The following is an 11,326-nucleotide window of genomic DNA, read 5'->3' as shown; positions in this document are numbered from 1 at the left end:
TTGTCCGGTGTTGGTTAATTTCATAGTGTTTCGGTGGTCATTGCGTTAGGGAAACGCCCGGTTACATTCCGAACCCGGAAGCTAAGCCTTTCAGCGCCGATGGTACTGCAGGGGGGACCCTGTGGGAGAGTAGGACGCCGCCGAACAATTATTCCGGGAAAGCCCCGTGCCCTTGTGGCACGGGGCTTTTCTGCGTTCCGAGCGTCTAGGCTCGAACCATGCGCTACGAACTGGTCATCTTCGACAACGATGGTGTGCTCGTCGACAGTGAGCCGATCTCCAACACCATCCTCTCCGGCTACCTGACCGAGCTCGGTCACCCCACCTCGTACGAGGAATCGCTCCGTGACTACATGGGGTCCGCGGTGCACCGTGTGCACGACCTGGTCGAGGAGAGGACCGGGGACAAGCTGCCCGCGGACTTCGACGACACGCTCCACTCCCGGATCTTCGCCGCGTTCCAGGAGGAACTGGAGCCGGTCGAGGGGATCGACGACGTGCTGGGGAAGCTCGTCGCCGACGGAGTGCCGTACTGCCTCGCCTCGTCCGGGAGCCACGAACGGATCCGGGTCGGGCACCGCAAGACCGGGCTCGACCAGTGGTTCGAGGAGGAGTGGATCTTCAGTGCGGAGGACGTGAGTCGCGGGAAGCCGGCGCCCGATCTGTTCCTCCATGCCGCCGAACGGATGGGTGTGCCGCCCGACAGGTGTGTCGTCATCGAGGACAGCCCGCTCGGTGTGGAGGCGGCCCGGGCCGCAGGGATGGATGTGTACGGGTTCACGTCGATGATGCCCGCCGATGGGCTCGCGGGGGTGACCGGGCACTTCTCCGACATGACCCAACTGCGGGAATTGCTCGCCTGATTCATCTACCCATGGGTAGGCCAGGGCCCTACGCTGTGCGGCCATGACAGATGCGCGGTTGCGGCACGGTAGGGCCTCCCTGGCGTTGAGCTTTTTCGTGCAAGGGGTCACCTTTGCTCTGCTCGTGACGCGGATTCCTGCCATTCAGGACCGGTACGGGATATCCGACGGGCTGCTTCCCGTGTTCCTTGCCGCCGTGCCGATCCTGGCCGGTGTGGGCAGTGTGGCCACCGAGAAGGTGGTCGCGCGGGTACGGCCCGGCTCCGTACTGAGGTGGGCGCAGCCCGTCGTGCTGCTGACGTTGCTCGCTGTCGGGGCCGGCAGCGAGCTGTGGCAGGCGGCCGTGGCGCTCGGTGTGTTCGGGCTGGCCGTCGGGGCGCTCGACGCCTCCATGAACATGATGGGAGTCAGCCTTCAGCGGGCGTACGGGCGCAGCATCATGCTCGGGTTCCATGCCGCATACAGCCTGGGCGGGATCGCCGGGGCGTCGATGGCGTGGGCCGGGGCGCACTGGGATCTGACGCTGCTCGTCTCGTACCTTCCCGCGGTCGTCCTGCTGCTGCCCGCCGCGCTCGTCGGAAGCCGGTGGTACGCGGAGGGGAAGGCGGAGGAGGACGGGCAGCGGAAGGAGCGGCAGGGGACTTCGGTCTCGTTCAGGCTGTTGATGCCGCTCTGCCTGGTGATGAGTTTCGCCTACATCGGGGACTCGACGGTCTCCAACTGGAGCGCGAAGTATCTGCAGGACGTGCTGGGCAGCTCGGAGCAGCTGGCGACCGTTCCGTACAACGTCTACATGGTGACGACCCTGCTGGGGCGGGCCGTGGGGGACTTCGGGGTACGGCGGTTCGGGGCCGTGGCCGTGGTGCGGTTCGGGAGTGTGCTGGCCGCTGCCGGGTTCGGGGTGGTGGCCGTGGCGTCCGGGGCGTGGATCGGGATGCTCGGGTTCACCATGCTGGGGCTCGGGCTCTGTGTGATCGTGCCGCAGACGTTCGCGGCGGCGGGGCGGATGTTCCCCGGGGCGAGCGATACGGCGGTCGCCCGGCTGAACGTCTTCAACTATGTGGGCTTCCTGGTGGGGTCGCCGTTGGTGGGGGCGCTGGGGGACGCGTGGACCTACCGGGGCGCGATGCTCGTCCCGATGGTGCTGGTGCTCGCGACGCTCGTGTACGCCAAGTCGTTCGGCGCGGAGCCTGCCCGATACGGTGGCGGGCATGAGCGGCCGCGCACAGTTGATGTGGGATGACGGAGTAACGGGCTACGACTTCGGGAGCAGTCATCCGATGGACCCCGTCAGGCTGGCCCTGACGATGGGTCTGGTGCGGGCGTTCGGGCTCGACAGTGCGGTGGATGTGGTGGCCGCCAAGCCGGCCGGTGACTCCACGCTGCGGCTGGTGCACCGCGAGGACTATGTGGCGGCCGTGCGCGCGGCCTCGGCGGACCCCAGGGCGGCCGATCAGAACTACGGGCTCGGGACGATGGACGATCCCGCGTTCGCGGGGATGCACGAGGTGTCGGCGTTGATCGCCGGGCAGTCGGTGGCGGCGGCCGAGGCGGTGTGGCGCGGGGCCACGCCGCACGCGGTGAACTTCGCGGGCGGGCTGCACCATGCGATGCCGGGTGCTGCGTCCGGTTTCTGTGTCTACAACGACCCGGCGCTGGCCATTGCCCGGCTGCTGGAACTGGGTGTGGAACGGGTCGCGTACATCGATGTGGATGTCCACCACGGGGACGGGGTGCAGGCCGCGTTCTGGGAGGACCCGCGGGTTCTGACGGTGTCGCTGCACGAGCATCCGCGGACGCTCTTTCCGCAGACCGGCTGGCCGGAGGAGACCGGTGCGGGTGCGGGGGAGGGGGCTGCGGTGAATGTGGCGCTGCCCGCCGGGACGGGGGACGCGGGATGGCTGCGGGCCTTCCACGCCGTGGTGCCGGAGCTGCTGGCGGACTTCCGGCCGCAGGTGCTGGTGACCCAGCACGGGGCCGATACGCACTTCGAGGATCCGCTCGCCCATCTGGCGGTGTCGCTGGACGCGCAGCGGGCGGTCATGGAGTCGTGTCACGAGCTCGCCCATGAGCACGTGGAGGGCGGGCGGTGGGTGGCGCTCGGCGGCGGGGGGTATGCGGTCGTCGATGTGGTGCCGCGGTCCTGGACGCATCTGGTGGGGATCGCCGCGCATGCGCCGGTGGATCCGGAGGCAGTGATCCCCGCTTCGTGGCGGGACGAGGTCTATGCCCGGACGCGGCAGCTGGGGCCGGCCCGTATGACGGACGGGCGTACGCCTTCGTGGCAGCCGTGGGAACGCGGGTACGACCCGGCGGACCGGCTGGACCAGGCGGTGCTCGCGACCCGGCGGGCGGCGTTCCCGTTGCGCGGGTTGCTGACCTGAGTCGGGCGTAGACGGTCCGGTGCGGCCGTTTCCGCGCAGCGGTGCGGAATGGTTACGCCAACTGTGGGGCGTAACCGGGCTTCCGGCCCTCCGTCCGGGTGGTTGGGGGAGCATCGGCAGGGTGTTGAGCACCGGAGCGCTGCGTGCGCATCTGCTGGCGTCCCGGCTGGCCGGGTCCGTGGCCACCTCGCGAGATGTGAGCCTGCGCAGCTATCGGCTGTTCGCGGCGAGGGATCCGCGGGTGCTGCTCGGGCTCGATCCGGCATGGGGGTGGGGAGAGTCCGATCTGCTTCGGCTGATGGCAGACAAGTGCGGAGTCTCGGCCGACCCTGGTCATGTTTCGGGCCCTGATGTGATCGATCCGGAGCGGACTCTGGCCGGTCTGGATGCGTTTGCCGAGCGGTTGTCCAGTGTCGCGGTCCGGCGGGCACCTGTGCTGCTCGGGACGGGGCACCCCCACCGGCTGCTCGGGTTCTACGCCGCGCTGGCAGACGCCTTGTCGGCGGCCGGGTGCCCCGTACTCACCCCCGCGCAGGGGAGATGTATCGACATAACGACCCGGTTCGGCGTACGCACCTACAACCTTGATTACGTACGGGGTGTCGCCCTGGTGCGCGAAACCGGCGTGCGGGCCCCGGGCAGTGAGCCGGGCGCACATACCCACTCCCCGCTGCCGGTTCGGGTGGCGCTGGAGGCCGCCGTGGCCGCCCACGGATGGCTGCCCGAGCTGGTCGTCGGGGACCACGGATGGGTCTGCGGAGCAGGTCAGCTGGGCATTGAGGCGATCGGTCTGGCGGACACGGACGACCCGGCGCTGTTCGTGGGGGAGGCCGAGGGGCAGGTGTCGGTCGCCGTTCCGCTTGACGACGCCGTGCGGTCCGCTTACTACCGGCCGCTTACTCGCTATGTGCTCAATCGGGCGTGTCTGTCACAGTAGGCGGCCGATGGTCCCTCCTCTTCCCCACTCGCATCACCCGCCCCTAATCTGGGGAGTGAGCGCACAACGACGAAGAGTCACCGGAGGGGAAGCCGGTGCGCGTCTCGTGCGGAAGGTACAGGTGGGTCATGGCTGCTGGCAGCGAGAGGCCTCTCAACGAGGTCAAGTTTCTGACCGTGGCGGAAGTCGCCTCGGTCATGCGAGTGTCGAAGATGACCGTGTACCGCTTGGTGCACAGCGGTCATCTGCCGGCGATCCGGGTGGGCAGGTCCTTCCGGGTGCCGGAGCAAGCGGTTCACGAGTATCTCCGCGAGTCCCTGGTGGGGGTGGAGTCCGCCTGAGGTTCCCCTCGGATTACGTCCCTCACGCGGTGGCGGGTAGGCTAGGCCGACGTAGGTCGTGTGGGCCCAGACGCCCCGCACCAGTGAAGAGAAGTGAGCGAGGGTAGTCGTGGGCTCTGTTATCAAGAAGCGGCGCAAGCGGATGGCCAAGAAGAAGCACCGCAAGCTGCTCAAGCGCACGCGCGTTCAGCGTCGCAACAAGAAGTAAGCGAACGCAGTTCGTGAATCCGCAGCCCTCCCGCCGACTCGGCGGGAGGGCTGCGGCGCTTTGTGCGGGCGACGTGAGCGGCTGCGGGCGGCCATACACATATTTGAGCCAAAGACTCGACAGAACGCCGTCGTGCAGTCATCACAGGGCAACATCCACCCGCTACGGTGACGGCCAGGGGAAACCTCTTCGACGGAAGGCGCTGATCTTGGGGAAGGTCGTGCTCGTCACGGGAGCGGCCCGGCAGCTGGGTGGCCGGTTCGTGCGGCGTATCCAGCGTGATCCCGACGTGGACCGGGTGATCGCCGTCGATGCGATCTCGCCCGGGCACCAACTGGGTGACGCCGACTTCGTCCGCGCGGACATCCGGCAGCCCGCAATCGCCAGAGTCCTCGCCGAGCATGCCGTCGACACGGTCGTGCATCTGGACGTCAGCGGCAAGGCGCTCGGGGCCGGTGGCCGCACCACGGTCAAGGAGACCAACGTCATCGGCACCATGCAGCTGCTCGGTGCCTGCCAGAAGTCGCCGACGGTCCGGCGACTGGTGATCAAATCCAGTACGAGCGTGTACGGCTCCGCGCCGCGCGATCCGGCGGTCTTCACCGAGACCACCCCGCCCAAGTCCCTGCCGAGCGGGGGCTTCGCGAAGGACGCCGTGGAGGTCGAGGGGTACGTACGGGGCTTTGCGCGCCGCCGGCCGGACGTGGCCGTGTGCGTGCTGCGGTTCGCGAACATCCTGGGGCCCGACGCGGACTCGCCGCTCGCCGACTATCTGTCGCTGCCCGTCCTGCCGACGGTGTTCGGGTACGACCCGCGGCTCCAGTTCGTCCACGAGGACGACGTCATCGACGTACTGGGGATCGCCTCGCACGAGCCGCGGCGCGGGACGCTGAACAGCGGCACGTTCAATATCGCGGGCGACGGGGTGCTGCTGCTGTCGCAGTGCTCGCGTCGGCTCGGGCGGCCGACGGTGCCGGTGCCGCTGCCCGCCGTCACCTGGGTGGGCCAAGCGCTCCGTACCGTCGGCATGACGGACTTCTCGCCGGAGCAGATCAGGCTGCTCACGCACGGCAGGGTGGTCTCCACCGTGCAGATGCGCGAGACGCTGGGGTTCCACCCGGTCTTCACCACCGCGGAGACGTTCGCGGACTTCGCACGGAGTCAGGCACCCGGACTGCTGCCGCCGGAGGTGGTCGGCAGGGCCGTCGACCGGCTGGCGGCGATGCCGTTCGCCGGCGGGACCGGCGTCACCGGGGCCGACGGCACACAACCGACCCACAGCGCGAGATAGAGGAGCGCACCGACGATGGCGGATGCCAAGGTCATTCCGTTCGACGACGACCGTTCACGGTCGGGCGGCGCGCCGCGGTCGGCGCGGCGGCGGTCCGGGGCGGGCCCTGCGGTGGGCACTGCGGCCCTGAGCGCCCTGCCGGGGCAGTTGGACACCGCGCCGGTCCAGGAGGCGGTGCAGGGGGACGGGGAGCCCGTGGAGGGTACGCAGGACGAGGTGCGGCGAGGCGGCTGGGACCGGCGGATCGCGGGTGGGCTCGCGTTCCTCCGGCGGCGGGTCACCGGTGACTACGAGGTCGACGAGTTCGGGTACGACAAGGAACTCACCGACCAGGTCCTGATGTCGATGCTGCGGCCGTTGTACGAGAAGTACTTCCGGGTCGAGGTGAAGGGCATCGAGAACATCCCGTCGGACGGCGGGGCGCTCGTCGTGGCCAACCACTCGGGGACGTTGCCGCTGGACGGGCTCATGCTCCAGGTCGCCGTGCACGACAACCATCCGGCGGGCCGTCATCTGCGGCTGCTCGCCGCGGATCTGGTCTTCATGCTGCCGGTGGTGAACGAACTGGCCAGGAAGGCCGGGCACACGCTGGCCTGCGCGGAGGACGCGGAGCGGCTGCTCAGGCAGGGGCAGGTCGTCGGTGTGATGCCGGAGGGTTTCAAGGGCATCGGGAAGCCGTTCGGTGAGCGGTACAAGCTGCAGCGGTTCGGGCGCGGCGGCTTCGTGTCGACGGCGCTGCGGGCCGGGGTGCCGATTGTGCCGTGCTCGATCGTGGGGGCGGAGGAGATCTACCCGATGATCGGGAACGCGAAGACGCTGGCGCGGGTGCTGGGGGTTCCGTATTTCCCGATCACGCCGACGTTTCCCTGGCTGGGGCCGTTGGGGGCGCTGCCGTTGCCGACGAAATGGACGATTCAGTTCGGTGAGCCGATTCCCACGGAGGGATATCCGGTGGAGGCGGCGGAGGATCCGATGCTGATGTTCAACCTGACGGATCAGGTGCGGGAGCAGATTCAGCACACGCTGTACAAGCTGTTGGTGCAGCGGAGGTCGGTGTTCTTCTGACGGCGAGTGACGGCGGGCGGGCGCGTCCGGTGGGCGCTCCGCCCTCCATCGCCGGACGGACCTCGATCGCCGGACAGGCGCGTGGAGCTGGTTGCGCTGTGTCCGGCGATCGGGGTCCGTGGGTGTCAGTACTCGTCCGTGTCGTCGTCGCTGTGGATGCCCAGGCCGGGGAGCAGGCCGGGGAGCAGCGGCGGCAGCGTGACGTCCGGGGTGGGCGGGGTGTTGTCCCTGCCCGAGGTGGACGGGCTGGCGCCCGGGGACGAGGGGTCCAGGAGGCCGTCCGTGCCGCCTGCGATCAGGTCGTCCTCCGAGGTGGAAGCGGAGTCGGACGGGTCGGGGGTGCCGCTGCTGCCCGTCTGGCCCTCTGAGGCTTCGGGGAAGGCGGGGGCAGGGTCGTCCGTGTCCGGTGAGTCTCCGGTCGGCTGCGAGGAGCCGGGCTCCTGGATGTCGGTGCTCCGGTCCGGGGTGCGGGGGAGCAGGGACTGCAGCGGTGCGACCTCTTCGTCTATGGCATCGAAGACCGAGCTGACCTCGTCCCCGACGTCCGTCAGCTGGACCGGCAGCCGGTCGCGCAGGCTGCTCCACGTCCCGCGGTGGGAGCGGGAGAAGGAGTCCAGGGTCTGGATCGGGGCGAGCGCCCCGTCGCGCTGGTACACGGCGTGGAGCAGGCGGTGGCCCTCGCTGGCGTCGTGCGTCATGCCGTTGAGCGTGCGCCTGATCTCGCCGAGTGATTCGTGGTCCAGATCGCCCGTTCGGCCGCGCTCCATCAGCCGGCGGGCCTCGCTCAGCCGGGTCGACGCCTGGTCGAGGTAGACCTCGCCGCGGTCGGCGTCGCCGTCGGCCATGCCGAGGTGGATGTCCTCCATGCCGCGCTTCAGCCCGTACAGCGAATCACCCGGCAGGGCGTCGGAACTGGCAGCGGCCACTCCGCCGAAGGCTCCCGCGGCCACACCGACGGTGAGCCCGCCGGCGGCGAGGCCCTTCGTCCAGCGGGAGCGGGGGCGCAGTTTCCGGAGCGGGGAGGCCCGGTGGGCCCCCCTGCCCCGTTGTTCGGGCACGGTAGGGCCCGTGGACGCGCCGCCCTCGGCAAACATGGCTTCCATGGCGGCGACGAGCTGGGCTCGCTGCACCATTTTGACCTGGGGATCCAACTCGGGCCTCGGCAGCTCACCGAGGCCGTTCGCCAGGGCCAACAGCGGTCCGTGGTCGGCCTGTTCGGCCGGGTCCTCGGGCTGTACGGCCGCCGCACCCGGGAGCTCCTGCTCCTCCAGGGCCTGGGCGAAGGCGTTCGCCCGCCGGTGTGCCGAAACGTTTGCGATCACTGGCGGCACCTCCTCTCGTCATGACGGTCGACTCCCCTGGGGTTCCGGAAGGTTGCACACCTTGAGCGCTTCCACACGAAAGAGTGAGTGGCGGCGGACACGGTGTGACGACAGGGGGCCTGCAACCGGCACAACGAGTGGCTCGGCACTCGGGTTACGCGCAAAAGATGATCGGAACAGTGCGTGAGGCCCGTGTCGCCGAGCGTGTTCTCAGCGGGCATCGTCCGGCAGCAGCCGGGCGAGGGTGCGGACGGCGCGGTACTGCAAGGTTTTGATCGCGCCTTCGTTCTTGCCCATCACGCGGGCCGTCTCGGCGACGGAGAGGCCCTGCAGGAAGCGCAGGGTCACGCACTCCTGCTGCTGGGGGTTGAGCCGCCGCACGGCCTGCAGCAGTGCGGCGTTGGAGAGGGACTCCAGCACGGAGTCCTCGGGGCTGCGCTCGACCTCGTTGGCGTCGAGCATCTCGCCGGTGGTCACTTCCAGCCGGAAGCGGCTGGACTTGAAGTGGTCGGCCACCAGGTTGCGGGCGATCGTGACCAGCCAGGCGCCGAAGTCGCGGCCCTGCCAGGTGAAGGTGGAGATGCGGCGCAGGGCGCGCAGGAAGGTCTCGCTGGTGAGGTCCTCCGCCGTCGCCTTGCCGCCGACGCGGTAGTAGATGTACCGGTACACCGTGTCGCTGTACTGGTCGTAGAGGCGGCCGAAGGCGTCGGCCTCACCGGCCTGTGCGCGCTCGACGAGATCCATCATGCGCGCGCTGTCGCTGTCGGCGGTCGGCCGACGAACGGTGGACGTGGTCGTTGCGCCGCGGTTGCTGCGTCTTCCGACCGCCGCACCGCGCTCGGCCAGGGCATAGCAAGGGCCGACAGGTGCAGGGGTGGCAAAGGCGGGTACGGCGTACGCGGTGGGGACGAAGCCGCGCAAGCGGTCGGCGACCGTTGCGCGCAGCGTAGCCAGGCCCGAGGTGTCAACCCCGACGTGTGGGTACACGGGACTCCCAGAGGCAGAGCTTCCATCACGTGCAGTGCGAAACCGTCACTCGTCGTAGTGAGTGGCGGATTCCGGAATGCGTCTGAGGAGAATAACGCTTCGTACAGGCAGTGCTACACCCAGTTGCTCAAATCACCGGTTCCGTCGCTTCTGTAGCGACTACGAGGCGCATCAAGTAGCACATCGTGACCGATTGTTGATCGGATTACTTCGTGATCTGCCTGCGACCGCAACGGGTTGTGGTCGGGTGCGCGCAATCCGACTGGCGGGAGCGGTTCGTGGGTATGGGGCCCCGATTGGTGGCAGGAGGCCGGGCGTGGCTCGGCCCCCTGGACGGGGGCCGATCACGCGTGCGGCAGACGGCCGCCCGTGTACGTGCGGTCAGCGGCGGCGGCGGTGCAGGGCGACGGCGGCCGCGGTGCCGCCCGCGAGGGCGCCGACGCCGGCCGCGGCCGGGATGCCGACCTTGGCGGCCTTGCGGCCCGTGCGGTAGTCGCGCAGCCGCCAGTCGAGGGCCCGGGCGTGCTTGCGGAGCTTGGTGTCCGGGTTGATCGCATAGGGGTGACCGACCAGGGACAGCATCGGGATGTCGTTGTGCGAGTCGCTGTACGCCGCGCAGCGCGCCAGGTCGAGGCCCTCGGCGGCGGCCAGGGCGCGTACGGCCTCGGCCTTCGCCGGTCCGTGCAGCGGCTCGCCGACCAGGCGCCCGGTGTAGACGCCGTCGACGGACTCGGCGACGGTGCCGAGCGCGCCGGTCAGGCCGAGGCGGCGGGCGATGATCGTGGCGGTCTCCACCGGGGCGGCGGTGACCAGCCAGACCTTCTGCCCGGCGTCGAGATGGGCCTGGGCGAGGGCTCGGGTGCCGGGCCAGATGCGGTCGGCCATGTACTCGTCGTAGATCTCCTCGCCGATGGACATCAGCTCGGAGACGCGGTGGCCCTTGACGATGGACAGGGCGCTGTCGCGGGCGTCCTGCATGTGTTCCGGGTCCTCGACGCCGGCCAGCCTGAACCAGGCCTGCTGCCAGGCGAACCGGGTCAGCTCGCGGCGCTGGAAGAACTTCCGCTTGTACAGGCCGCGGCCGAAGTGGAAGATCGCCGCGCCCTGCATGACGGTGTTGTCCAGGTCGAAGAAGGCGGCGGCCCGTTCGTCGCCGACGACGGGGAAGGCCGGTTCCGGCTCCGCGGTCGTGGCGGGGGTCGTGTCGGTGGATCGTTCGGGGGACTGTTCGGCGTGGAGCGACGACTTCCGCGCTGCTTCGGCTGCTGCCTCGCCTGCCAGCACGCTCCGTGCTGTCGCGGAACGCCTACGGGGTGTGAGCCATCCAAGAGCGGCCATGTCGTGAGCATAGCCAGTCCGTTCGGCCCTTCCCGGCCTGGCGGGATGCGGTGGCGTGAACTCTCGGGGGCCGAATTGTTAAACGGGCGATTCCGGGCGTACCGGTTTCGTGCCGTGTCCGTACCGGATGTGTGCCGGGCGCGTTCCGGAAGCAGCGGGCGGGCGGCGCAGAATGAAGGCATGAGTGCTTTGTTGCGTCGTACGAAGAAGAAGCCCGCGGACCGGTTGGTGACCCTGGTCGGGAAGCCGGGGTGTCACCTCTGTGACGACGCGCGGCTGGTGGTGCGGGAGGTCTGCGAGGAGACCGGTGCGGCCTGGGAGGAGAAGGACATCACCCAGGACGAGGAGCTGCACCGGGAGTACTGGGAGCAGATTCCGGTGGTTCTCATTGATAACGAACAGCACACGTTCTGGCGGGTGGACCCGGTGCGGCTGCGCAGCGCACTGCTTTCGTGAGCAAAACCCGGTTACCATCATGGGCGTTTTGAGTGGTCTCGGGGGCGTAGTCGTGAGGAGTGTGTGCTGCTTTGCCCCCTTCGGGCCTGCAACGGGCTGATGCGATCCAAGGTTCCGGGATCGCGCAACGGATG

The 11,326-nt window shown here is 69.1% G+C and carries 12 protein-coding genes and 1 rRNA gene; 10 read left to right on the top strand and 3 right to left on the bottom strand.

The window, feature by feature from the left end:
* Positions 1–29: 29 nt before the first annotated feature.
* The 9 genes from rrf (at position 30) to LRD69_RS13325 (ending at position 7,089) form a co-directional block, all read left to right on the top strand.
* A 5S ribosomal RNA gene (gene rrf / locus LRD69_RS13365) occupies positions 30–146 on the top strand.
* Between the two features lie 72 nt (positions 147–218).
* Positions 219–863, top strand: a complete 645-nt coding sequence (locus LRD69_RS13360; protein WP_277326795.1) for an HAD family hydrolase — start codon at positions 219–221, stop codon at positions 861–863.
* A 43-nt stretch (positions 864–906) separates the two neighbouring features.
* Entirely contained in the window at positions 907–2,106 is a 1,200-nt protein-coding gene (locus LRD69_RS13355; RefSeq protein WP_277326794.1) for an MFS transporter, read from the top strand.
* Positions 2,075–3,247: an acetoin utilization protein AcuC gene (locus tag LRD69_RS13350; protein ID WP_277326793.1), complete on the top strand. Its 1,173-nt coding sequence runs from the start codon at positions 2,075–2,077 to the stop codon at positions 3,245–3,247. The genes LRD69_RS13355 and LRD69_RS13350 overlap by 32 nt, the downstream gene beginning before the upstream one ends.
* Before the next feature lie 121 nt (positions 3,248–3,368).
* On the top strand, positions 3,369–4,184 hold the full coding sequence (locus tag LRD69_RS13345) for a phosphatase (protein ID WP_277326792.1): 816 nt from the start codon (positions 3,369–3,371) through the stop codon (positions 4,182–4,184).
* A gap of 128 nt (positions 4,185–4,312) precedes the next feature.
* Positions 4,313–4,525 (top strand): helix-turn-helix domain-containing protein, encoded by a 213-nt coding sequence (locus LRD69_RS13340; RefSeq protein WP_277326791.1) that lies wholly within the window; start codon positions 4,313–4,315, stop codon positions 4,523–4,525.
* A 109-nt stretch (positions 4,526–4,634) separates the two neighbouring features.
* Positions 4,635–4,733, top strand: coding sequence for an AURKAIP1/COX24 domain-containing protein (locus LRD69_RS13335; protein WP_003948845.1), 99 nt, complete (start codon positions 4,635–4,637; stop codon positions 4,731–4,733).
* A gap of 208 nt (positions 4,734–4,941) precedes the next feature.
* Positions 4,942–6,024 carry an NAD-dependent epimerase/dehydratase family protein gene (locus LRD69_RS13330; protein ID WP_277326790.1) on the top strand — a complete coding sequence of 361 codons (1,083 nt, stop codon included), beginning with the start codon at positions 4,942–4,944 and terminating at the stop codon, positions 6,022–6,024.
* A 15-nt stretch (positions 6,025–6,039) separates the two neighbouring features.
* Positions 6,040–7,089, top strand: coding sequence for a lysophospholipid acyltransferase family protein (locus tag LRD69_RS13325; protein WP_277326789.1), 1,050 nt, complete (start codon positions 6,040–6,042; stop codon positions 7,087–7,089).
* Between the two features lie 125 nt (positions 7,090–7,214).
* Here LRD69_RS13325 and LRD69_RS13320 read toward each other — a convergent pair whose 3' ends face one another.
* The 3 genes from LRD69_RS13320 to LRD69_RS13310 form a co-directional block, all read right to left on the bottom strand.
* Positions 7,215–8,411 carry a DUF5667 domain-containing protein gene (locus LRD69_RS13320; protein WP_277326788.1) on the bottom strand — a complete coding sequence of 399 codons (1,197 nt, stop codon included), beginning with the start codon at positions 8,409–8,411 and terminating at the stop codon, positions 7,215–7,217.
* 210 nt (positions 8,412–8,621) lie between these two features.
* Positions 8,622–9,398 (bottom strand): ECF subfamily RNA polymerase sigma factor, BldN family, encoded by a 777-nt coding sequence (locus LRD69_RS13315; RefSeq protein WP_266417839.1) that lies wholly within the window; start codon positions 9,396–9,398, stop codon positions 8,622–8,624.
* 381 nt (positions 9,399–9,779) lie between these two features.
* Entirely contained in the window at positions 9,780–10,736 is a 957-nt protein-coding gene (locus LRD69_RS13310) for an HAD-IB family hydrolase (protein WP_277326787.1), read from the bottom strand.
* A 180-nt stretch (positions 10,737–10,916) separates the two neighbouring features.
* Here LRD69_RS13310 and LRD69_RS13305 point away from each other — a divergent pair, with 180 nt between their 5' ends.
* Positions 10,917–11,192 (top strand): glutaredoxin family protein, encoded by a 276-nt coding sequence (locus LRD69_RS13305; protein ID WP_277326786.1) that lies wholly within the window; start codon positions 10,917–10,919, stop codon positions 11,190–11,192.
* Positions 11,193–11,326: the final 134 nt, after the last annotated feature.

The sequence above is a fragment of the Streptomyces sp. JH14 genome, from assembly GCF_029428675.1.
Classification (GTDB): domain Bacteria; phylum Actinomycetota; class Actinomycetes; order Streptomycetales; family Streptomycetaceae; genus Streptomyces.
The sequence above is the reverse complement of the archived record's forward strand: the minus strand, read 5'-3'. Positions and strand labels throughout refer to the sequence as shown.

Bases quoted from the DNA above. Each gene is read 5' to 3' on its own strand.
- LRD69_RS13360 (WP_277326795.1), top strand. From the start codon at position 219: ATGCGCTACGAACTGGTCATCTTCGACAACGATGGTGTGCTCGTCGAC.
- LRD69_RS13355 (WP_277326794.1), top strand. From the start codon at position 907: ATGACAGATGCGCGGTTGCGGCACGGTAGGGCCTCCCTGGCGTTGAGC.
- LRD69_RS13350 (WP_277326793.1), top strand. From the start codon at position 2,075: ATGAGCGGCCGCGCACAGTTGATGTGGGATGACGGAGTAACGGGCTAC.
- LRD69_RS13340 (WP_277326791.1), top strand. From the start codon at position 4,313: ATGGCTGCTGGCAGCGAGAGGCCTCTCAACGAGGTCAAGTTTCTGACC.
- LRD69_RS13325 (WP_277326789.1), top strand. From the start codon at position 6,040: ATGGCGGATGCCAAGGTCATTCCGTTCGACGACGACCGTTCACGGTCG.
- LRD69_RS13310 (WP_277326787.1), bottom strand. From the start codon at position 10,736: ATGGCCGCTCTTGGATGGCTCACACCCCGTAGGCGTTCCGCGACAGCA.
- LRD69_RS13305 (WP_277326786.1), top strand. From the start codon at position 10,917: ATGAGTGCTTTGTTGCGTCGTACGAAGAAGAAGCCCGCGGACCGGTTG.